Annotated in this window: 13 protein-coding genes; 2 read left to right on the forward strand and 11 right to left on the reverse strand. The window is 67.4% G+C overall.

The window, feature by feature from the left end; translation table 11 throughout:
• Positions 1-27: 27 nt before the first annotated feature.
• The 7 genes from HTY53_RS02585 to HTY53_RS02615 form a co-directional block, all read right to left on the reverse strand.
• On the reverse strand, positions 28-1233 hold the full coding sequence (locus HTY53_RS02585) for a glycosyltransferase family 9 protein (protein WP_174104848.1): 1206 nt from the start codon (positions 1231-1233) through the stop codon (positions 28-30).
• Positions 1230-1832 carry a D-glycero-alpha-D-manno-heptose-1,7-bisphosphate 7-phosphatase gene (locus HTY53_RS02590; protein WP_174105058.1) on the reverse strand — a complete coding sequence of 201 codons (603 nt, stop codon included), beginning with the start codon at positions 1830-1832 and terminating at the stop codon, positions 1230-1232. Before HTY53_RS02590 ends, HTY53_RS02585 begins: the two co-directional genes overlap by 4 nt.
• 56 nt (positions 1833-1888) lie before the next feature.
• Entirely contained in the window at positions 1889-2629 is a 741-nt protein-coding gene (locus tag HTY53_RS02595) for an SDR family oxidoreductase (protein WP_174104850.1), read from the reverse strand.
• A gap of 430 nt (positions 2630-3059) precedes the next feature.
• Positions 3060-3527, reverse strand: a complete 468-nt coding sequence (locus tag HTY53_RS02600) for a hypothetical protein (RefSeq protein ID WP_174105059.1) — start codon at positions 3525-3527, stop codon at positions 3060-3062.
• A 205-nt stretch (positions 3528-3732) separates the two neighbouring features.
• The gene (locus tag HTY53_RS02605) at positions 3733-6447 is read right to left on the reverse strand and encodes an ABC transporter transmembrane domain-containing protein (RefSeq protein WP_174104852.1); all 2715 of its coding nucleotides are present in this window, start codon (positions 6445-6447) and stop codon (positions 3733-3735) included.
• A gap of 44 nt (positions 6448-6491) precedes the next feature.
• Entirely contained in the window at positions 6492-7454 is a 963-nt protein-coding gene (locus HTY53_RS02610; RefSeq protein WP_174104853.1) for a hypothetical protein, read from the reverse strand.
• A gap of 197 nt (positions 7455-7651) precedes the next feature.
• Positions 7652-8149 (reverse strand): low affinity iron permease family protein, encoded by a 498-nt coding sequence (locus HTY53_RS02615; RefSeq protein ID WP_238512859.1) that lies wholly within the window; start codon positions 8147-8149, stop codon positions 7652-7654.
• A gap of 520 nt (positions 8150-8669) precedes the next feature.
• Here HTY53_RS02615 and HTY53_RS24700 point away from each other — a divergent pair.
• Both HTY53_RS24700 and HTY53_RS02625 read left to right on the forward strand, forming a co-directional pair.
• Entirely contained in the window at positions 8670-10295 is a 1626-nt protein-coding gene (locus HTY53_RS24700; RefSeq protein WP_254599757.1) for a BON domain-containing protein, read from the forward strand.
• A 21-nt stretch (positions 10296-10316) separates the two neighbouring features.
• On the forward strand, positions 10317-10937 hold the full coding sequence (locus tag HTY53_RS02625; protein ID WP_174104855.1) for a ParB-like protein: 621 nt from the start codon (positions 10317-10319) through the stop codon (positions 10935-10937).
• Positions 10938-10949: 12 nt separating this feature from the next.
• Here HTY53_RS02625 and HTY53_RS02630 read toward each other — a convergent pair whose 3' ends face one another.
• The 4 genes from HTY53_RS02630 to HTY53_RS02650 form a co-directional block, all read right to left on the reverse strand.
• Positions 10950-11525, reverse strand: coding sequence for a SecDF P1 head subdomain-containing protein (locus HTY53_RS02630; protein WP_174104856.1), 576 nt, complete (start codon positions 11523-11525; stop codon positions 10950-10952).
• A 141-nt stretch (positions 11526-11666) separates the two neighbouring features.
• Complete coding sequence (locus tag HTY53_RS02635; RefSeq protein WP_174104858.1) at positions 11667-12098, reverse strand: outer membrane protein assembly factor BamE; 432 nt, start codon at positions 12096-12098, stop codon at positions 11667-11669.
• A 128-nt stretch (positions 12099-12226) separates the two neighbouring features.
• The gene (locus tag HTY53_RS02640) at positions 12227-20671 is read right to left on the reverse strand and encodes a hypothetical protein (protein ID WP_438820920.1); all 8445 of its coding nucleotides are present in this window, start codon (positions 20669-20671) and stop codon (positions 12227-12229) included.
• 18 nt (positions 20672-20689) lie between these two features.
• Positions 20690-22609: a YadA family autotransporter adhesin gene (locus HTY53_RS02650; protein ID WP_174104862.1), complete on the reverse strand. Its 1920-nt coding sequence runs from the start codon at positions 22607-22609 to the stop codon at positions 20690-20692.
• Positions 22610-22789 lie beyond the last annotated feature (180 nt).

The raw sequence follows: 22789 nt of genomic DNA on the forward strand, positions 1-22789 counted from the left end.
TCCTCTGCGCGATTCCTTGTGTCCGATTCAGGTGGCCAGCATCGCGCCACTGGCGCGTACCGGCGGCAACGGTGGCATGACGGGGGCGGGCACGACCAGGGGCGGCAGCGCGTCCGTGGCGGCCGGCACGCCGGCCAGCAGTTCGCGCGCCGCGGCCACAACGTCGGGGACCCCGACATCGTTCAGGCAACGGTGGTGCTGCTGCGGGCAGACGCTCTTGTAGCAATAGCGGCACGGCACGTCGGCATACAGCGTGCGGTGCGGCACCTGCCACGGCGTGTGCTGCGGATTGGTCAGTGCGTAGAGATCGACCACCGGCGTGCCGAGCGCGGCCGACAGATGCACCGGCCCGCTGTTGTTGGAGACCAGCAGATCGGCATGCTCGATCAGCGCGCCCATCTGGCCAAGCGTCAGTTCGCCGGCGATGCCGATCACGCGCGGATGGCCGGCGGCGCGGCATACGCTGTCGACCAGCGGCTGCTCGCTGACGCCGCCGGTCAGCAGCACCAGCGCACCGTCCTGCTCGGCCAGCGTGCGGGCGACCTCGGCAAAGCGCGGGGCCGGCCAGCGGCGCGACTCGGCGGTGGCGCCGGGATGCATTACGACGCAGCGGCCCGGCCCGGCGCTCTCTCGCTCCCCCTCCCCCTGCCAGCGCTGCAGCAGCCGCTGCACCGCGCGCCGATCGTGCGGCTGCACGCGGAAGCGCAACCGCGTGTCGGCCGGCACCGCGCCGACCGTCGCCACCAGATCGAGCTGGCGCTGGGTCTCGTGACGGACCTGCGTTTGCGGCTCGGTCTCCGGCACCCAATCGCTGAGCAGTTCGTACGGGTTCTCGCGGCAATGCGCCAGCCGCAGCGGAATGCCGGCCATCGTGCAAAGCAGCGCGGCCGGCAACGGGTTCTGGCTGTAGACCGTGAAGATCACCGCCGCGTCGAAGCGCGCGGCCTGCAGCCGCTGGGCCCACGGCAGCACGCTGCTGCCGGTGCGGTTGCCGCCGCCGTTGCCACAACCCTTGCCGGTGCCCTTGACCCACGGCGCATCGAAGGTCAATACCGTGTCGATCATCGGCAGGTGGCTGGCCAGCGCCGCGGCGCCGCTCGAGGTCAGCAAGGTCAGATGACGGGACGGGTCGCTGTCCTTCAGCGCCTGCATCGCGGGCGTGGTCATCAACACATCGCCCATATTGTCCAGCCGCACGCACAGGATGCGTTTGGCGTCGCGCCATGCCGTCATGAGGCCTCCGCGCGGCAACGTTCGGCGTGCCGCACCGTGCCGCCCAGATGGCGGACCACGATGCGCGCGGCCTGGTCCAGATCCGCGACGACATGCTCGGGCGTGCGATACGGCCCGCGCACCCATTCGGTCTCGTTGCCGCAATCGACCAGGATCGTGTGGCAGCCGGCGCGCTGGCCGGCTTCGATGTCGTCGAGGATGTCGCCGATCATCCAGGAGCGGCGCAGATCGAAGTGCAGCAGCGTCGCGGCGTTGCGCAGCAGGCCCGGCAGCGGCTTGCGGCACAGGCAGGTGCGCGTGAAGCGCGGCACCACGCCTTCCGGATGATGCGGACAGAAGAAGAAGCCCGACAGCTTCGCGCCGTGGGTCGCGAACAGCTCGCCCAGGCGCTGGCGCATCGGGCCGAGCGCCTCGGGGGTGAAGCGGCCGAGCGCGAGGCCGGGCTGGTTCGACACGACCACCAGCGGCACGCCGAGCCGGCCCAGCCGCCGCAGCGCGCGTGCGGCCCCGGGCGCAAGGCGCATCTTGTCCGGGTCGACGTTGTACGGCACGTCCTGCAGCACCGTGCCGTCCTTGTCCAGCAATACCGCGCCGGGCAGGCCGCTGCCGCCCGGACCGGCGGCGCCGGCGGCATGGCCGGCGCCGGGATCGTCGATCACGGCCACGATGTTTCCTTCATCGGCAGCACCATGACCTCGGGGATCACGGTCTCTTCGGGCTGCGTCAGCACGAAGCGCACCGCGCGCGCGACGTTGGCCGGATCCTGCAGGGTGGACTGGTCGATATCGGCGAAGCGATCGAGCAGGAACGGGGTCCGCATGCCGCCGGCCACGATGGCCGAGACCTTGATGCCGTGCGGCCGCAGTTCCGCGTGCAGCGCGTGCGAGAAGCCCAGCAGCCCCCATTTGGTGGCGTGGTACGCCGAGGCATTGGGCCAGGCGCGCTTGGACGCGGTCGACGCGATATTGACGATATGGCCGCCGCCCTGCGCCTTCAGCATCGGCACCACGGCATGCGACATCAGGTACGGCCCATACAGATTGACCATCAGCACGCGATGCCAGCGTTCGGTCTCGACCTCGTCGACCGGCAGCGTGATATCGATGGCGGCGTTGTTGACGATGCCGTCGAGGCGGCCGCTGCGTTCGCGCACCTGCTCGAAAGCCGAGCGCACCGCGGCCGGTTCGGCCACGTCGAAGGACAGCGAATAGGCGCGCTCGCCGCTGGCATCGAGCGTTTCGGCGCAGGTACGGGCCAGCCCTTCGTCGACATCGGCGACCACCAGGCTCGCTCCGGCCGCCGACAGGTTCTGGCAGATCGCGGCGCCCAGCCCGCGCCCTCCTCCGGTCACAAGAAAGGTTTTGCCTTGCAGGCTGGCGTCTGGCGCATCGGTCATTTCGGCTCCTGAAGTTGGCTTGGAAGGCGTGACCGGATGCGGCGCGGGCGCAAGGTGCGGCGTGAGGGTGCGGCGCAAGGGTGCGGCACGATCGCGGGCAGGGCGGAAAAGGGAGGGAATGCACGGCATCGCTCCCCATTTCCGGCTGCCCGCCGCACCGTGCGACGGCGGCGAATCCGGTTCTCTGTGGAGGAGCCTTCAGCGAATTGCATGCCAGACGCGTGATGGCGCCGTGGCTTGCCGTTTCGGGGGAAACGGTTCCCCCATGCCAGGAGTTACATGGGGGGTGTTGGCGTTTATGCCGTGACTGGTAAAAGTTGCACGGAGGGTGCCCTCTCCCCAACCCTCTCCCGCAAGCGGGAGAGGGAGCAGCAGATCGCCAGCGCGATGCCAGCGCGATTGTTATGGGGACTTGCAGCGAATCACGAAACTACTTTTCCGCTCGCCGCCGCTGCTGTGCCACCGCGCGCAACAGCGCCGCCACGCTGAGCGCGAAGGCCTCGTCATACCAGGGGTTCGCCCCGCTGACCGCGACGACGATGCCGTCGAGCACCACCGCGCCGCCCAGCATCGACTCCTCCGCGCGCAGCAGGTGCGGGGCGCGGGCCTGGATCTGGTCGGTCGCCATGCCCGTTCGCCAGGCCACCTTGGCCTTCTCGCGCGCATACCAGGCATAGTCCGCGTCCCAGCGCTCGCGCCCCGGGGTCGAGTATTCGTACAGGATCGCCTGTTCGAACGGGCAATCCGCCGGACCCTTGCCCGGGTCCATCACCACCACATGCAGGAAGCCGCCCTCGCCGACGTCGCGGTCGCGCACCGCGGCTTCGAGCATCGGTATCGCCAGCGCGACCGCGCGCTCGGCGCTGGCGGCATCGGCGAAGCGGCTGCCCAACGCCATGCCCGGCGTCGCGGTAGCGCCGGGCACGTCCGCCGAAGACTTCGACGGGGTGGAACTGGGCAGATCGGGCCTGTCGTGAGGCTGCATGGTTTCTCCTCAATCGGTAGTGAGTCAGTCTGATAGTCAGAAGGGAAAGCAAGACGAAATCGACGAACCGTGGCCGGCAAGCCGCGTTCGCGTAAACCCGCACGACCGCGTGATGACGCTAACCCCGCGGCCCGGGCACCGTGGTATCGACATCGCGGTGGCGCACCATCGAATGGATCGCCACCACGAGCTCGCCGATCTGCACCGGCTTGGACAGATGCACCTGGAAGCCGGCCATCATTGCGCGCATGCGGTCCTGGGCCTCGGCATGACCGGATAGCGCGATCGCGCTGAGGCGGCAGGCGAGCGGCACATTGCGTTCGGTCTCGAGCCGGCGGACGCGCCGCAGCACCGTGTAGCCGTCCTCCTCGTCGAGCGCGATATCGCACAGCAGCACCTGCGGCCAGTGAAGCGGATCGGCCTTGCCGAGCAAGTCGAGCAGATCGTCGCCGCGACCGAAAGCCTGCGCGTCGGCGCCGTAGTCCTCCAGCGTGCTGGTCAGCACCTCGCGCGTGGGCTCGTCGTCGTCGAGCACCAGAATACGCAGCCCCTTCAGCGCGTCGGGTGCAGGCAGTGTGGCCGTGATATCGGGCGGCGCGACCGGCGGCGGGGCCGGCGTTTCGCGGATCGGCCGCAGCGGCATCGTGATGCGATAGCCGTGTCCATGCGGATCGACCGTCAGGCGAACGGCATGGTCCTCCAGCAGGTTCTCCAGCTCACGCATATCGGGCAGCGGCGCCTGCCGGTCCGGCGCGGCGACGTAGAGCGAGGCCTCGCCGCCCTGCCGTTCGAGCCGCAATTCGACGCGCCCGCCCGGCTCCATGTCGTCGATCAGTGCGTGGCACAGCTCCCACACCGCCTTCTGCACCACGCCCGGGTCGCCTGTGACACGTAGTTCTGCCTCGCCCAGCACGGTGAACAGATTGACCTGCCGCTCGGCGATCAGCTCGCGCAAGCCGTCGACCACCGCGGCGACGATGGCCTCGAGCCGGATCGGCTGCAGCGCCAGCTTCTGCTCGGTGCGTTCCAGCTCGCGCTGCTGCTGTTGCAGGCGCCACATCTGCGCGTAGACCCCGCGCCGCGCCAGCAGTGCGTCGTGAGTGCCCTCCTCCACCACGCGGCCGTGCTCCATCACCAGAATATGGTCGGCGTCGGCGATGGTGGACAGCCGGTGCGCGATGATCAGCGCGGTGCGGCCCTTCGCCACTTCGGCCAGCTCGCGCTGGATCGCGCGCTCCGAACGCGTATCGAGGGCGGAGGTCGCCTCGTCGAACACCACGATCGGCGGCTTCTTCAACAGCGCGCGGGCAATCGCCACGCGCTGGCGCTCGCCCCCGGACAGCCGCACGCCGCGTTCGCCAACGCGGGTCTCGTAGGTGTCGGGCAGACGGTCGATAAAGGCATCGAGCTGCGCCGCACGCGCGGCCTCGACGATATCGGCGCGGGTCGCACCCTCGCGGCCGTAGGCGATGTTGTAGGCGATGGTGTCGTTGAACAGGATAGTGTCCTGCGGCACGATGCCGATCACCTCGCGCAGGCTCTGCTGCGTGACCAGCCGCAGGTCTTGCCCGTCGATGCTGATCTTGCCGCTGTCGGGCAGATACAAGCGGAACAGCAACCGCGCCAGCGTCGATTTGCCCGAGCCGCTGCCGCCGACCACCGCCACCGTCTGCCCGGCGCCGATGCGGAAACTGACGTCCCACAACGTCTGCCGGCTCGGGTCATAGCTGAAGTTGACGTGCTCGAACACGATTTCGCCGCGGGACACGTGCAAGGGCCGCGCGCCCGGCGCATCGTGGTCCTCGCCCGGCGGGCCCTGCGCGTCGAGCAGCGCGAACAGCCGCTCGACCTGCGTCATCGCATCGTTGGACTCGCGGAAGATGAACCCCAGCGTATTGAGCGGCAGCACCACCTGGATGATGTACGCGTTGATCAGCACCAGGTCGCCCACCGTCAGCACGCCGGTGACGACCCGCTCGGTCGCCAGCAGCATCACCGCCGCCACGCCGAGCGCAATACAGCAGCTCTGGCCCACATGCAGTGCGGACAGCGCGTACTGGTTCTCAACGCTCGCATCGACCCAGCCTTCGAGCAGGCCGGACAGTCGCTTCGTCTCAAACTTTTCTCGGGCGAAGAACTTGACGGTGTCGTAGTTCAGCAGGCTGTCGACCACCTTGCTGTTGGTCTGCGCCTCGACCGCATTGACCTTGCGCTGCACTTTGGTCCGCCGCCGCGTCATCACGAAGGTGTAGCCGGCATACAGGGCGAACGTCACCACGATGATCGCCGCGAAGGCCCCGCCATAAGCCGCGATCATGATGATCAGCACCGAACCGATCTCCATCAGCGTCGGCACGATGGTGAAGACCGCGACCCCCAGCAGGAAGCCGATCGCGGCGGTGCCCTTCTCCAGATCGCGAATCACGCTGCCGGTTTCGCGGCGGGCATGAAAGCGCGCGCCCAGCGCATGCAGATGCGCGAAGGTCCGCTCCATGAAGGTAGCCACGGTGCGCTGCGTGACCGGGGCGAACACGACGTCGCGCAGCTCGTTGAAGGCGTTGCCGAGCAGGCGCAGCGCCGCGTAGGCAAGCACCAGAAACACCGGCATCGTGATCGCCGCGCCGGCCATCGCGGCAGCGCCGGTGGCGACCGGGGCCACATCGTCGACCACCAGCTTGAGCACCAGCGGCACCGCCACGGCGGCGGCCTTGGCCAGGATCAGCAGCACGACCGCCACGCCGACGCGGGCACGAAAACGCCAGATCGTGGCCCATAGTTCGGCCGCGATCCGGCGTTTGGAGGCGGGGGTGGGATGTCCGTTGGTCGGCGGCATCGTCTCGCTGGTTGGCGGCAGCGCTTGGCCCGAAGCTCAGGCCGTCACGACCGGTTATCGACCTTGGGCGCGTCCGGCGTGGTGCTGCCCGGATCCCGCAGGTCGCCTTCGCCGACGCCCGGTGGGAACTGGCCGCGGCGGATCTGGCGGAAGGTGTCGTTCGGCCCGCTGGGCTCGGGCGTGGTGGTGGCCCCGCGCACCAGTTCCGGCTCGTCGCTCTTTTCGCCGGGCTGGCGATGCGACTGCGCCGATTCCCAGGCTTCGCGCGGTTGTTCTTCGGCGGGGTGCTGGCCCTGGCCTTCGCGTTGACCTCGGGTCTGGCCCTGGCCCGCGCCTTGGCTCGCCCCTTGGCTCGCCCCTTGACTCGACTCCTGACCGGCCGACGGGGCCTGTCCCGTGGCGCCCTGCTGCCGCGGCTCTCCCGCCCGCTGGCCCTGCATGCGGGCCTCGTCGCCCTTGCTGACGCCCTCGTGCGTGGTGGTGTGCTGGCCCGGCGTCAGCAGCACGCCGAGATCCCGCTCGCCATTGCCGCCGGCCACATCGGCCGCACCGGCCTCGCCGGCCTCTGCGCCCTGCCCGGCATGACGGTCCTCGTCCTGCCTGACCGACTGGTCGATCTCGCTACCCGGGTCCTCGTTGCCGGTCGCGCTCAGCGCGCCTTCGCCCAGCTGGCCGGCGCGTTCGTGCGGCGCGGTCTCCTGCAGCGGCTGCGGCGTGCTCATCGGATCGAAGTCGGACCAGCGGCCGTTCTCCCATTGGCCCTCGGCCTGTTCGAGTTCGCGCCCGCCCTCGAGGCGGATCAGTTCGGCAGCGGTCTGCAGCCGTTCGGGCTCGACGCGCGCCGCCAGCAGCACGCCGGGCGGGCGCGCCAGTTCCTGTGCAGGCTGGGGCGTGCCGACCGTGAAGATCGACACATCCCATACCGAGAATCCGTGTCCATACAACCCTCGCGCCGCGCGCTCGGCGTCAGCGAAGGAATCGAAACGCCCTGCCACGATGGTCGACATGATTGGCTCCTGGGTTCGGCAACGACATTCTTCGCGCTGTGCAAGGAATGCGCCCGGGCATGGGGGCGCGCTGAGGGCGCATCCCCGCCGAATGGCGACGTGTCGCGCATGTCGATCTTGCAACACGCATACCGATCTACACGGCGAACTCCATGGCGATCTTCATGGCGATCTTCATGGCGATCTGCACCGGTCAGTCAGACGCCATCGTCGCGAGGCGCCTTCTTCGATCCGATCTCCACAGCGACCTCTTCTTCCAGATCGTGCCGGGCCTCCTGCTTGGCGACATGCGTCTGCAGCGCATCGTCGAGCCCGTGCGTTTCCGCGATATCGCTTTCGCGCTCGGCCAGCTCGGACAATTGCCGGTAGAACGCCGCCAGCTTCTTCAGATCCTCTTCGTCGAGATCCTCGATCGACACCAACCGGCTGCTGGCATGGCGATGCGAGGCCAGCAATTCATTGAGCTTCAAATGAACCGCCAGCGAGTCCTTGTTCTGCGCCTGCTGAATCAGGAACACCATCACGAAGGTGATGATCGTCGTGGCCGTATTGATGACCAGCTGCCAGGTCTCCGAGTAATTGAACATCGGCCCCGTCACCGCCCAGAGGATCACCACGCCAACTGCCATCGCAAACGCGATCGGTGAGCCGGCACCGCGCGTCGCGTGGCCGGCGAACCATTCGAAGCTGTGCATCACGCGTCGTCGCCAGCCGTGCCGGTCATCGTCCGGCGACTCGTTGGCAGCGCCATTGGCATTGCCGTTGGCGGACTTGCCGTTCATCACTTCGCGGGCGACGCTGGCGAGGCGATCGCGGTCGGTACTGGCTGCGTCTGGCATGACGATTCCTGAAGCGCCGTCGGCATGGGGGCTGCGGCAAGCAAAGCGCGCCCTGGCCGGAGGATCGGCAATACCGATATAGGGCAAATTCCATACCCGCCAGGCGAACACGGCGGCCCTCGCTCACGCAAATGTCGAAAGAGACTGGGCTTCGGTGCCGGGCCCGCCATGCGCCGTACTTTTTACAAGTCCCGGCGGCAAAGTTTGCATGACGCCCCTTCACCGCGGATTCGACCGCCGCGCCGTGCACGTGCCGCGCTTTTGCATGCCGCCCCGCGCGCACAACGGTACGGTTCTTGCGGCTCATTCCCCGGTCGGGCAGCGGCCCGGCGTAGTGCGCGGCGCGTGCCGCCACTCGGTACGCAAGGAGGGACAGATGAGCAACGGTAGCAATCAGCGCTACCCCGGCGGCTACGGTGGCTACGGCAGCGGTCCGGGGCGGGATCAGGGGAGCGGCAGCGAATGGTGGCGTGACAAGGACGGTGACGACATGGGCGAAGAAATGCGGTTTGGCGAGTACGGCGACGAAGGCGAATCACGCGAACAATACGGCGGCCGCGAGCAATACGGCCGCGGGCAAGCGGGCCGCGGGCAATACGGCGGCCAGCGCCCGGGGCAGCAGCGTTACGGCCAGGGGCAGGGTCAAGGTCAGGGCCAAGGTCAGGGCCAAGGTCAACGCTATGAGGACGAACGCGAACGCTGGCGCGATGAATGGGGCGCCGGACGGCGCGGCACCGGCGCCGGATCCGCTGGCACCACCCGCGACCAACAGCGCAGCGGCGGCGGGTCGTCGTTCGAGCAGCAATCCTCGCCGCGCTATCGCGGCAGCGGACAGGGGCGCTACGACCCGCACGACATGGGCGGCGCGCGCAATCCGTACAGCAGCGGCTATGCGGGCTACGACCCCAGCGGCGGCGGCGTGGAGCGCTATGGCATGTACGGCGTGCGCGATACCGGCCGCGATGACGGACGCATGGGCCAGAGCTCGGGTGAAAGCTCGATACAGGGCTATGGCGGCCAGCAATACGGCGGCTATGGTCGCGAGCAAGGACGAGGCGGCAGCGGCGGCGATACATGGCGCGACCTCGAGGCGCGCGAACGGCTGCGTCGCGGCAGCGAAGCCGGCTATGGCGGCGGTTATTACGGCAGCAGCTCCAGCGGTGGACAGTCGTACAGCGGCGGACAACGCGCCTATCCCGGCGATCCGGGCTACCGCCAGAGCGGTTCGTCGGGCTATGGCGGCGGCTCTCGCCAGGGCGGTCGCGGCTACGGGCTCGAGAGCTACGAGTCCGGCGGCCAGCGCGGCGGCTCGCAATATCAGTCGCAATCGGGCTATGGGTCGCAGTATGGGCAGCAATCCGGATCCCAGTACGGCTCGCAGTACGGCTCGCAGTACGGGCAGCAGTCGGGCCAGCAATACGGACAACAGGGACAACAGCAACGCCGTCGCCGCGTCGGCCCGAAGGGCTATCAGCGCTCGGACGAGCGCATTCGCGAGGACCTGTGCGAGCGGCTGTCCGATGTGCCGATGGTCGACGTCAGCCAGGTCTCGGTCGAAGTCAGCGGCGGCACCGTGACGCTGACCGGCACCGTACGCGAGCGGCACGAGAAGTTCGTCATCGAGGATATCGCGGACGAGATCTTCGGCGTCCAGGAGGTCCACAACCAGATTCGCGTGACGCGCGACATGGGCAGCGCAGGTGCGGGTTCGGAAGCGGGTGGCGACCTGCGCAGCAGTGGCGGGATGTCGGGGTCGTCCGGCTCATCGGGTGCCACGTCGGCGACGTCCAGCGGCTCGCCGCTGTCGTCGGGAACGATGGGCACGTCGGGCACCACGGGCGGCACCGGAAGCACCGGAAGCACCGGCAGCACAGGTTCGATGGGAACCGCCGGGACTTCCGGCACGACCGGTACCTCGGGTTCGTCGGTCTCCTCCGCCTCGGGCAGCACGCCCGATATCGGCGACGGGCTGGGATCGACCGGCAAGGGAACCAACCGCTGAGTCGGCGCTGGAACGGCGCACGTGAGCACCACGACCCTGGCCAAAGGCAGCAAGCTCCGCGCGCCGATCGCGGAGCTGCGGCCGACCCAGATCACGGTCGGCATGCTGCATGTCAAGCGCAAGATGCAGACGACGCGCCGTCAGCCCGAGGACCGGCTTGAGGCCTTCTTCGACAAGCACCGCATCCACGTGGTGGTGGCACCGAAGCACGTGCTGTACGTGGTGGACCACCACCACTGGGTGCGCGCCTGGCACGAGCTGGGCTTCGACATCATCCCGGTGTTCGTCCGCAAGGACCTGAGCGACCGCTCGGAGGACGAGTTCTGGGAGTACATGCTGCGCCGCCATCAGGTCCACCCCTACGACGAGCACGGCCAGCGCCAGCCGCTGTCGGCGCTGCCGCGCTCGGTGGCGGGCATGCGCGATGACCCGTATCGCAGCCTCGAAGCCTTCGTCCGCATCGCGGGCGGCTACCGCAGGGTCAAGCAAGCGTTTCCGGACTTCAAATGGGCGGACTTCTTCCGTCGCGAGATTCGTGGACCGATGGACAACCCGGAGTGCTTCGCCTATGCGCTGGCGCTGGCAGTGAAAGCGGCCAGGAGCCCGAAGGCGCGGGGCCTGCCTGGGTATATCGGCGAATAGGCGGCGATCGCCTTACCGCGCTGCGGGCGCGCCTGCGCCACCGATCACGGCCGCCACGTTCAACGCCTGCTGCTCGCTGGCCATCGGCACGAACAACACCCCGTTGTTCACTGGGCGGCCGATGCGCGGCGTTGCCACCAGATTGCCGCCGACCGTCAGCACGAAGTTCTTGCCGGAGAACCGCTGCGTCAGCGAAGCGAGCTTCTGCGCGCCGGGCTGCGTGAAGTTGAAGCGGACATACGACTTGCCATCCTTGGCCTTGACGGCCATCACCGCGCTCAGGTCGCTGCGCACCAGCACGGGCTGCGGTGCGACCCACAACGTCGCATTGGCCATGCGCAGTTCGTTCAGATTTGGCGCGCGCTCGGGCTGCGCCAGGCGGAATTCGACGGACGGCTGTTGAGGGGCCTGTTGAGGGGCCTGTTGGGCTGCGGCGGCACGCGGTGCTTGCGAGGGCGCCGGTGCGGGCGCCGCGGCGGCAGGCGCCATCGCTGCGGGCTGCGAACCCTGTTGGGCAGGCATCTGCTGGCAGGCGCCGAGGGCGATGACGGCAAGAACGGAAGCGGCAACCGATGCGGCGCGATACATGGCAACTCCAAAAAAACAAGGGCCGTTACCGGCCCGATCAAGATTTTCCGTGGCCCGCTCAAAAAAGCGGGCCCGGCAATGCTACCTCAAGTCGCTGGACTACCGCGAATGCGGCGGCCCAGCGGCTTCCAACGCCGCGCGTCAGGCCTTGGCCTTCTCGGTCAACGCCTTCGCCGCTTCCTCGCACTCCTTCTCGCGCCACAGGAATTCCTGCGCACGCGTGTCGCGGTCGAACAGGATCTTGTACTGGCAGGCCTTGTCGCCGGACGGCGTCTGCAGATGGAACAGGTAGTCCCATTCGCGCACGAAGAAGAAGCCCTCGAGGAAATGCGGGCGGCCCAGCAGGTGATACAACTGGTCCTTCGTCATGCCGGCCTTGACCAGCGCCAGCTTGTTGGGATCCGGATGGATGCCCTCGAGCAGCGTCATGTTCTCTACGTCCATCTTCGGCCAGACCGGCGCCGCGGTGTGGCCGCGATCGTCGATCTTGCTGAGGTTGCCGCAGCCGGCCAGCAGCACGGCCGCCAGCACGGCGGCGCAGGGTGCGGCATGGCGTTTCATCGAATCAAACATGGTTTCGAACTCCTTGTCCCGGCATCGCGTCATCGCGCCGACGGGACGTTGATGATCGGGTAGTGGTCGGACGTGCGCCAGCTGGGGGACTGGCGCACGCCCGTGCTACACGGACAATTCCGTGCGGCTTACCACTGATAGCCGACGCCCACCGCGCCACCGTAGTCGCCACGCGACGAAGCGGCACCGGACGCCTTGTACACCCACGAGCCGTTGTCCGACACGCGCGACAGGCCCAGCGCATAACCGGTTTCGCCATTGAACGTGGCGGCACCGATGGCCAGCATGCTCTTGTTCGGCAGGTAGGCCTGCGGCAGACCGGCCATCGCCATCGCCGACGCGATACCCGCGTTCGACCGGTTCTCGACCGCGCGGATACGGCTGTCCATGCCCGCGAACTTCTGGTCGATGCCCTGGCTGATGCGGTTCAGCTGGTTGACGTTGACCGCATCGGTCGGCGCCGTGCCTTCGGCCACGCCGGTGACACGACGATCGCCATCCTTGCCCGCCACGCTGACCGTGGTGCCGCCGGTGTCGCCACCGACCGAGATCGGACCGTTGCTGGTCTCCTGCTTGACGATACCGACCTTGCCCTCGACCAGGTTGTTCACCGTGGTGTTGGTCTGGTGCAGCTGCGAGCCGTTGACCGCGTCGGTCGAGTTCTCGCTGATATTGCCCGCGGCGACGTTGGTGATCTTCGTCCCGTTGGTGCCGCCGAGCGTGATCTGCGAGCGATCCGAGTTGTCGTACTGGATCGAGTTCGACGCCTGACCTGCCGCCTCGCCGATCGCATCCGCCACGTTCGCGTAGGTCTTGCCGTTGACCGTGAAGCCGCCGCCGATGTTGCCGGTGGACGGGTCATAGGTCGTACCGCCGCCAAGATGGTTGGCCAGGCTGCTGCCCTGGTTCTTGACGATGGTGTCCTGCGCGCCCAGCGCGTCGCCCACGTTGTTGTAGGTGCCGCCGCCGACCGAGTAGCTCGGTGCGGTATAGGAACCCGTGGTCGAGTCGTACGAGGCGCCGCCACCCAGCGAGCTGGCGGTGTTCTGTGCGACCTGGTTCAGCTGGCTGACGTTGACCGCATCGGTCGGGGCCGAGCCGGCAGCCACGTTGGTGATCTGCCGTTCGGCGCCTGCATTGCCGACCGACACTTCACCGACCGAGTTCTGGCTGCCGACGCCGTAGCCGATGTAGCCGGTACGCGCGCCCACCGTCGTCACCGAGCCTGCGCCCAGTGCCACGCTGTTGGCGAACACCGCCTGCGAACCTGCACCCAGCGCCAGGGACTGAATGCCCTGCGACTGCGCGTTGGTACCCAGCGCGACGCCGTCGGCTTGCGACACCAGCGAGTTCTGGCCGATCGCCGTACCGCCAGGCGCGGTCTGTTCGACGCGGGCGTTCTTGCCCATGCCGATGCCGTTGTCGCCGTTGACGATCGTCTCCGGACCCACCGCAATCGAATCGACACCCACGGCCAGCGAATCGGCCAGCGTCGAGTTCGCGTGGAAGTACTTGGTACCGGTGGCCGTCACCGAGCCGATCGCGCCTTGCAGCTGGCGGATCGTCACGGCGTCATGCGCGCTGGTACCGTCAGCCACGTTGGTGATCTGGCGCAGCGTGTTGGTCGCGGCATTGCCGACCGACACCGCACCGGCCAGGGTCACATCGGTGGTGTTGTACGGAACGATCGCGGTACCGGCCGTGATGGTGCCGCTGACCGGGGCCAGCGCGCGATCGGACACCGAACCCGAACCCAGCGCCACGCCGCCATCGACACTCGAGACCGCGCCGTTACCCATCGCGATGCTGTTCGTGTTGTTGGCGACCGCCTGCGGACCGACGGCGATGCTGTCGGTACCGAGCGCCTGGCTGTCGGCCAGCGTCGAATTGGCGTGGAAGTACTTGATGCCTGCGCCGTTGTTGATATCGCCGATGATGTTGTTCAGGTTGGCGATATTGGTCGTGTTGGTGGCGATGTTGGTGGTATTCAGGTCCACCTGCGTGTTGGTCGCGTACAGCTGCGAACCGTTCACCGCGTCGGTCGAGGTGCCGCTCAGACGGCCCGCGGCGACGTTGGTGATGGTCCGCTCCGCGCCCACCGCACCCACGCTGACCGTCGAGGTCGGCGTGGCACCGGCGAAGGTGTAGGCGTTGCCACCGATGGTCGCGCCGCCCGTACCGACCGCGGCCGCGGTGACCGAACCCGCGCCCAACGCGATATCGCCGGCGTTGTTGGCGACGGCGTTCGGACCGATCGCGACCGAGTCCGTACCGATCGCCTGGCTGTCCGGCAGCGTCGAGTTGGCGTGGAAATACTTGATGCCACCACCGTTGTTGATGTTGTCGATCGTGTTGTTCAGATTGGTGATATCGGCGGTGTTCAAGTCCACCTGCTGGTTGGTCGCGTACAGCTGCGAGCCATTCACCGCGTCGGTCGACGTGTTGCTCAGGCGGCCGGCGGCGACGTTGGTGATGGTCCGCTCCGCGCCCACCGCGCCAACGCTGACCGTCGAGGACGGCGTCGCACCGGCGAAGGTGTAGGCATTGCCACCGATCGTCGCACCGCCCGTGCCCACCGCCGCAGCCGTGGTCGAGCCAGCGCCCAGCGCGATGTCGCCTGCGTTGTTGGCCACCGCGTTCGGACCGATCGCGACCGAGTCGGTGCCGAGCGCCTGGCTGTCCGGCAACGTCGAGTTGGCATGGAAATACTTGATGCCCGCGCCGTTGTTGATATCGCCGATGATGTTGTTCAGGTTGGCGATATTGGTCGTGTTGGTGGCGATGTCGGTGGTGTTCAGATCCACCTGCTGGTTGGTCGCGTACAGCTGCGAGCCGTTCACCGCGTCGGTCGAGTCGGAAGCCAGACGACCCGCCGCGACGTTGGTGATGGTCCGCTCCGCGCCCGGCGCGCCCACGCTGACCGTCGAGGTCGGCGTCGCACCCGCGAAGGTGTAGGCATTGCCACCGATCGTCGCACCGCCCGTTTGCATCGCCGCTGCCGTCACCGAACCGGCGCCCAGCGCGATGTCGCCAGCGTTGTTGGCCACCGCGTTCGGACCGATTGCCACCGAGTCCGTACCGATCGCCTGGCTATCCGGCAGCGTCGAGTTGGCGTGGAAGTACTTGATGCCGCCACCGTTGTTGATGTCACCGATCGTGTTGTTCAGATTGGTGATATCGGTGGTGTTCTGGTTGACCTTCGAGTTGGTCGCGAACAGTTGCGAGCCGTTCACCGCGTCGGTCGACGTACCGCTGAGGCGGCCCGCGGCGACATTGGTGATCGTGCGTTCCGCACCCACCGCACCCACGCTGACAGTCGAGGACGGCGTCGCACCCGCGAAGGTGTAGGCCGTTCCGCCGATCGTTTCGCCGGCGGTGCCCACAGCCGCGGCCGTCACCGAGCCCGCGCCCAGCGCGATGGCGCCCGCATTGTTCGCCACCGCGTTAGGACCAATCGCCACCGAATCGGTGCCGATGGCCTGGCTGTCCGGCAGCGTCGAATTGGCGTGGAAGTACTTGATGCCAGCACCGTTGTTGATATCGCCGATCGTGTTGTTCAGATTGGTGATATCGGCGGTGTTCTGGTTCACCTTCGAGTTGGTCGCGAACAGCTGCGAGCCGTTCACCGCGTCGGTGGAACCCGAGTTCAGGCGGCCTGCCGCGACGTTGGTGATCGTGCGTTCCGCACCGGCGGCACCCACGCTGACGGTCGAGGACGGCGTGCCACCCGCGAAGGTGTAGGCCGTTCCGCCGATCGTCTCGCCCGGCGTGCCAACCGCGGCAGCCGTCACCGAACCGGAACCCAGCGCCACGTCGCCGGCATTGGTCGCCGTCGCCGTGTCACCGAAGGCGAGCGCACCGGCCGCACCCGCACGCGAGGCATTGCCCAGCGCGACGGAGCCTTGGCCAATCGCCGTATTGGCATTACCGATGGCCACCGCACCGTTGGCCGCATTGGCCGCGGTTGCCGTCGTCGTGCCGTCCGCGTTCGCGATGTTGTTGGCGCCGCCAACGAACGCGCCGGTACCGCTGGCATAGCTCGGATCGCCGATCGCCACCGCGCCATCGCCAAAGGCGACGTTGTTGGAGCCGATCGAGACCGCCTTGCCGCCAGTGGCCACCGCGTTCGTGCCCATGGCAACGGAGTCTTCGGCGTCGGCTACCGCACCGCTGCCGACTGCGATGGCATTGAGCCCGCTTGCTGCGGAATTGCTGCCCACAGCAACGGCGCCGTCAGCCGAGGCATTCGACAGCACGCCAGCGGCGATTGCGCCGGCACCCGTGGCGCTAGTCGAGCGGCCCAGCGCGACGGAGTTCAAGCCCGTCGCAGCACTGACACCACCCAACGCCGTGCCGCCGTTGTCCGCCTGGCTGTCGCCGCCCATCGCGATGCTCTGATACCCGTGCGACTGCGCGCCGGCACCCATCGCCAGCGTGCTGTTGCCGTCGGACACCGAGTTCAGACCCATCGCAATCGTCGCGTAGTTCGACGCATTGGCATTCTGGCCAATGGCCATGGTCGTGTTGTCGGCGGCACTGCTGCCGGAGCCGAGCGCGACCGAGTTGGACCCCGCGGCGGAGGCGTTGTAGCCAAAGGCAGACGACTCCGGACCCATGGCGCTCGCGTTCTGGCCAACAGCCACAGTTTGGACGTTGCCCGCCCGTGCACCGGAGCCGAATGCTGCAGCGCCAGTGTTCGAGGCATTCGCCATAAAGCCAATGGCGGTCGCTTGATCGGCGCTGGCGATCGCCGAGCGGCCGACCGCCGTCGAACCCAGCGAGCCGGTTGCGGTTGCGCTCAGACCAATGGCAACAGCGGCATTACCCGACGAATTGGCGTTATTGCCGATGGAGACCGAGTTGATATTGGTCGCCCTCGAGTTGTAGCCGATGGCCATCGAGGCCTCGCCAGTCACGTTGGAGTTCAGACCAATGGCGATCGAGTTGACTGCCGCCGAGGTGGCGTTGTGCCCAACCGCCGTGCCATCCGACGCGCTGGCCGTAGCACCTACACCAGCAGCGAGGGAGTTCGCGCCAGTGGCGCCGTTGTTGTTGTAGTTGCCGCCGACAGTGCCACCATCGTTGACGCTGTAGTAGTGCGCTGACGCGCCTGCGATCGCGGACTGAATGGCTTGATTGCTGGCGTACAGCTGCGAACCGTTGATCGCGTCGGTCGACGACTGGGTAATCCGCCCCGCCGCGACGTTCGTGATGGTCCGCTCCGCACCAGGCGCACCGACGCTGACCGTGCTGGTCGGCGAGCCGCCAGCAAAGTTGTACGTGGTACCGGCGACGATGCCGGTCGGCGTGCCAACGGGGGCAGCCGTCACGGAGTTGTAGCCCAGCGCAACAGCACCGGTTTGAGCGGCATTCGCTCCATCGCCCAACGCCACCGCGTACTGGCCAGCGGCATTCGACGCACGGCCCACGGCAACGCCACGATACAGCGCAGCCGCATCGCGGCCGACCGCGACCGAGGCGATCTGCGCATTCGACGTGGTACCGACCGCCACGCTGTTGTTGCTGCCGGTCGTATCTGCCCTGGAACCACGGCCGATGGCAATGTTGTCGCCGGTATTGACCGGGTTGGCCGCCGTACCGGTGACGGCACCGCTGCCCAACGCGAGCGAGGTCTGGCCGTAGGCCGCTGCGTTTTCACCGATCGCCACCTGCGCGGCGTTCGTCGTTCCGGTGGTGGAAACTGTGGTCGCACCGGGGCCAATGGCAACCGATGCAATGCCGCCGGCCGACGCGCTCGTGCCCAACGCCGAGGCATTCAACGCCGTGGCTCGTGACGATCCGCCGACAGCAATGCTGCCGTTCGATCCGGTCGCCGCCGAGCCATTACCGATCGCAATACCCTGCGCGGCCGTCGCGTTGGCGCCCTGACCAACCGCGACAGAGAAGCCGCCGACGGCATCCGCGCCCGAGCCAGCAGCAACGGACCAGCCGCCTGCGGCGTTGGCATCGTAGCCCAGCGCCGCGGAATTCTGGCCAGCCGCGCGGCTCGACACACCGACCGCCGTGCCGTAGTACCCCGAGGAATTCGCCAGGTTGCCGATTGCGGTCGAGCCTTCGCCCGATGCGGCGGCCGACGTGCCCATCGCGATCGCATTGAGATTCGATGCTTTCGCGTTGTAGCCGATCGACGTCGTCGCATTGGCGGTGACGCCGATACCGGCGTTCGTGCCAAGCGCGATGTTGTCATTGCCGGTTACCTCAACGCCGGCAGCCGCCTGGACGTTCACGCTGTCCAGCACGGTGCCATCGCCCGAACCCATGGCAATGTTTCTTGTTCCAGACACCCGGGTGCCAGCGCCCTTCATCACCTGGGCGATGCCGCCCCCGACAGCGATGTTCTGTGCGCCGGTGACGAACTGGCCGGCTCCTACGCCGAGAGCAACGGAGTTCGCCGAAGCAGCGGTCGATCCGATGCCAGAACCGTTGCCGATGGCTACCGCGTCACTGCCCACAACGGTCGCACCCGAGCCGACTGCGACTCCGCGAGCAGCCTGCACACTACTTTGGTAGCCCACGCTAGTGCCCTGAATCCCGCTGGCTGAGGCTCCGACCCCTGCTGCGACCGAGTACAGTCCAGTGGCGCCATCATTGTTGTAGTTGGCGCTGACCGTGCCGTTGTCATTGACGCTGTAGTAATGCACTGCCGAGCCGGTCACCGCCGATTGCAGCGACTGCTGTACGGCGTAGAGCTGCGAACCGTTGATCGCATCGGTCGAGGTCTGCGCGATGCGGCCAGCCGCGACGTTCTGGATCTGGCGTTCCGCACCGGCGGCACCCACGGAGACGACGCTCTGCGGATTCGTACCGGCGAAGTTGTACGTCGTGCCGCGGATGATCGTGCTGGCGGTCGGCGCCGGGGCCGCAACCGTCGACGCATTGCCCAACACCACCGAACCATCGCGGCCCGTCGGGATCGTCACCCCATTGCCAACCACAAACGCATTGTTGGCATTGATGGTGTTGTTGTTACCTAGCGAGTAGGAGCCCGTACCGGTAATGGTGCTCGGGTCACCGAAAGCACCGGAATTCGCGCCGCTGACGACGTTGCCCGTACCGATGCTGATGCTGTTGGCGCCGGTGGCCTGCGCACCCGTACCCATTGCGATGGCGTTGAGGCCGTTCGCTTTCGCGTTGAGGCCGATCGACGTCGTCGCGTTGGCGCTGACGCCGATACCGGCGTTCGTGCCGATCGCGACGTTGTCGTTGCCGGACACCAGGTTACCCGCGGAAGCGTCCAGCGTAGCGTCGTAGTCGACGGTGCCGTCGCCAGTGCCCATTGCAACGTTGCGGGCACCAGTGACGCCCGAACCTGCGCCTCGCATGGCGCTGGGCCCGCCCCCGCCAATGGCCGTATTCTGCGCGCCGCTCACCAGCGTGCCGGCTGCGACACCCATTGCAACAGAGCTGGTATTGGCCACGGTCGAGCCCGCGCCGGCACCTTGGCCAACGGCGACCGTGCTATTGCCGATCGCCAGCGCCTGCGCGCCTAGCGCCAGCGAGCTGTTCCCCTGGGCTCGGGCATTGTTGCCCAATGCCGAGGCAGCGGCGTTCGTCGCCTCCGCGAGGCGACCCACGGCTGTGGCGCTATCGGCTGTGGCCTGCGTATTCGTGCCGACAGCCGTTGCATTTTCCCCCGATGCATTCGACAGGTAACCCACCGCCGTAGACGATAGCCCCAGCGCGGCGGACGCAGGACCCGCCGCAAGCGAGTTGATGCCTTCCGCACGGGTGGCGGCGCCTAGAGCCGTGGCGCCCTGAGCTGTCGCGCTGGAGCTGTATCCGAGCGCCGTACCCATCGTATCGGTGGCGGAAGCCGCGGCGCCCATCGCGATGGACGAGTTACCCGAAGAATTGGAATCTTTGCCGATGGCGATGGCGTTGAGCTCATCCGCGACGGCGCTGGTGCCGAAGGCCAGCGAATCGACGCCCGACGCCGTCGAGCTGGTACCCAGCGCCAGGGCGCTGTCGGCCGTTGCGTTCGCGTTATAGCCGATCGACGTCGTCGCGTTCGCAGTGACGCCGATACCGGCATTGGTGCCGATGGCGATATTGTCGTCGCCGGACACCAAGCTGCCTGCGGAAGCCTGGAGCGTACCGTCATACGTGACGGTGCCGTCGCCGGATCCCATCGCGAGGTTGCGCGTTCCCGAGACACCAGATCCGGCGCCTCGCATAACGGAGGTAATGCCGCCGCCAATGGCGGTGTTCTGCGCTCCGCTCACAATTGCGCCGGCGGCCACCCCGAGTGCGACGGACCCGGCATTGCCAATGGTTGATGCGCTGCCAGCACCCTCACCGATCGAGACCGTGCTGGCCCCTGCGGCTACCGCCCCCGCACCGAGCGCGGTGGAGGCCAGTCCCGCAGCTTGGGCCACGGGGCCTACCGCGGTAGACGCGTTACCGGAAGAATCGGCCATAGTGCCGATGGCGATGGCGTTGAGGTTGTCCGCGACGGCGCTGGTGCCGAATACCACCGAATTGACGCCCGACGCCGTCGAGTTGTTACCGAACGCCAGCGCCCCTGCGGCAGAGGCCGTGGTGCCGACGCCGATGGCGGCGGAATTGCTTGCCTACGCATGGGTATCGTAGCCTGCGGCAAGCGATATCTCGCCGACGGCAGTAGCGTTGTAGCCGACGGCGGTGGCACCGCCACCTGTGGCGCTCGCCCCAACACCCGCAGCCAGCGAGTTCAGGGCCGTTGCGCCGTCATTGTTGTAGTTCGCGCCAATGGCGCCGAGATCGTTGACGCTGAAGTAATGCGGTGCCGCCCCGGCGACCGCCGATTGCAGCGACTGCTGCACGGCGTACAGCTGCGAGCCGTTGATGGCATCGGTCGAGGTGTTGGTGATCTGGCCGGCGGCAACGTTCTGGATCTGCCGTTCTGCGCCCGGTGCGCCCACCGAAACCACACTGGTCGGCGTGGCGCCGGCGAAGTTGTAGGTGGTGCCGCGGATGACCGTGCTGCCGGTCTGAACGGGAGCTGCAGTGACCGAGCCGGAGCCCAGCGCCACATCGCCAGCGTTGTTGGCAACCGCGCCAAAGCCGAGCGCCGTGGCGTTGCTCACCACGGCATCGGCGTCGGTTCCCAACGCGAGCGTGTTGTTACCAGTTGCAGTGGCTCCGACACCAATCGCCGTGGCATTGATGCCGTTACTGGAACTCACGCGTCCGAATGCGATCGAGCTAGGTCCCGTCGCACTCGCGTTAAGGCCGATGGCAGTGGTGGCCTGGACTCCATTCGCGACGGCCGAAGATCCCAAGGCGATCGAGTGATCGCCATTCGCAACGGAGCTTCCGCCAATTGCGATCGCATTGGTGCCGGTCGCGCTGCTGGCATTGCTGATCGCCACGGCGCCCGGGCCATTGGCGGAATTGGCATTGCCAAGCGCCACCGCACCCTGGCCCACCACCGTGTTCTGATAGCCGATACCGACCGCGCCCTGCGCGGCGGTGCCGGCCGTGCTGACGGCTTGTCCGCCGCCGCCAACCATGTTGGTGTTACCCATCGCGACCGAGCCGGCGCCGGTCGCGGTGTTGTCCATACCTTGTGCGACAGCGCCGTCGCCGGTCGCGGTGTTCGGGTCGCCGATGGCGACCGCGCCGTTGCCGCTGGCGACGTTGCCCGAGCCGATCGAGACCGCCTTGCCGTTGGTGGCTTGCGATCCGTTGCCGATGGCTACAGCTTCCGCAGCGTTAGCGACGGCACCTGTGCCTATCGCGACGGTGTTGTCTGCAATCGCTCGACTCGTAAAGCCCACAGCGATCGAGTTCAAGTTGGTAGCGCCGCTTGCGCCGCCGATCGCTACCGCGTTCTGCGCGCCTGCAGCTGCAAGTCGACCGAGTGCGGTGGAGTTGACGCCGGTGGCTTGGGCTTCCCAACCATAGGCCGCAGCGCCGGAGGCGGTCGCGGTGGTGTTCGTACCCGCGGCAATTCCGTTGCTCGCCGTCACGGAAGCCCCGCTGCCCAACGCAAGTCCGCTGCTGGCCGACACCGAGGCCCGGTTGCCCAACGCCATGGCGTCAATGGTTCCGGTGGCGGTCGTCGCCTCCGTGCCAATGGCAATGGTGTCGGTACCGTAAGCCGCTGCTCGCGCTCCCAGTGCGACCTGCCGGTTTCCAGTATTGGTACCCGTCGTTGCGCCATTGCCAATGGCAATACCGCCGTTCGCCGCGGCGTCGGCCGCCGTGACATCGGTGGTGGAATCGGCGAAGGCCCCAGCACCAATGGCGATCGAGCCCGCCCAAGCGCGGGCAGGGTTAAATCCAGCAGCGCCGGACGACACCGCGATGGCGCCGCCAATGCCAGTGTTGACGCCGCTGTCCCCGCCTTGCGGGCCCGCGAGCGCCTGCGACATGCCGCCAATCAGCATCGCGCCAACGGCTAGAGCGACTGCGCTCTTGTTGGGCTTGCCTCGCGCCTTGGTCAGCTCCGAGGCTGCAACCCACGCGCCGAGAGACTCGTTCCAGATCGTGCGATAGGACTTGTTCATGCCGAAGCCCTCCGATGACTTGCGCTTTCACCCTGGCTGGACCGAAGACCGGCCAGCGATACCGTATTGGTTTGATGCATGGCGACTACCCCCAGAAAGTTCGCCAACAAACTGAATGGCCTTGTCGCGAAGACAAAAGCCCCCCTAGCCCCGGTGTAAACCGGGGTTCCGATCCCCAAA

This window comes from Cupriavidus gilardii, assembly GCF_013314895.1.
Classification (GTDB): Bacteria; Pseudomonadota; Gammaproteobacteria; order Burkholderiales; family Burkholderiaceae; genus Cupriavidus; species Cupriavidus gilardii_C.

Bases quoted from the DNA above. Each gene is read 5' to 3' on its own strand.
- HTY53_RS02585 (WP_174104848.1), bottom strand. From the start codon at position 1,233: ATGACGGCATGGCGCGACGCCAAACGCATCCTGTGCGTGCGGCTGGAC.
- HTY53_RS02595 (WP_174104850.1), bottom strand. From the start codon at position 2,629: ATGACCGATGCGCCAGACGCCAGCCTGCAAGGCAAAACCTTTCTTGTG.
- HTY53_RS02600 (WP_174105059.1), bottom strand. From the start codon at position 3,527: ATGGCGTTGGGCAGCCGCTTCGCCGATGCCGCCAGCGCCGAGCGCGCG.
- HTY53_RS02605 (WP_174104852.1), bottom strand. From the start codon at position 6,447: ATGCCGCCGACCAACGGACATCCCACCCCCGCCTCCAAACGCCGGATC.
- HTY53_RS02610 (WP_174104853.1), bottom strand. From the start codon at position 7,454: ATGTCGACCATCGTGGCAGGGCGTTTCGATTCCTTCGCTGACGCCGAG.
- HTY53_RS02615 (WP_238512859.1), bottom strand. From the start codon at position 8,149: ATGCACAGCTTCGAATGGTTCGCCGGCCACGCGACGCGCGGTGCCGGC.
- HTY53_RS24700 (WP_254599757.1), top strand. From the start codon at position 8,670: ATGAGCAACGGTAGCAATCAGCGCTACCCCGGCGGCTACGGTGGCTAC.
- HTY53_RS02630 (WP_174104856.1), bottom strand. From the start codon at position 11,525: ATGTATCGCGCCGCATCGGTTGCCGCTTCCGTTCTTGCCGTCATCGCC.
- HTY53_RS02635 (WP_174104858.1), bottom strand. From the start codon at position 12,098: ATGTTTGATTCGATGAAACGCCATGCCGCACCCTGCGCCGCCGTGCTG.
- HTY53_RS02650 (WP_174104862.1), bottom strand. From the start codon at position 22,609: ATGAACAAGTCCTATCGCACGATCTGGAACGAGTCTCTCGGCGCGTGG.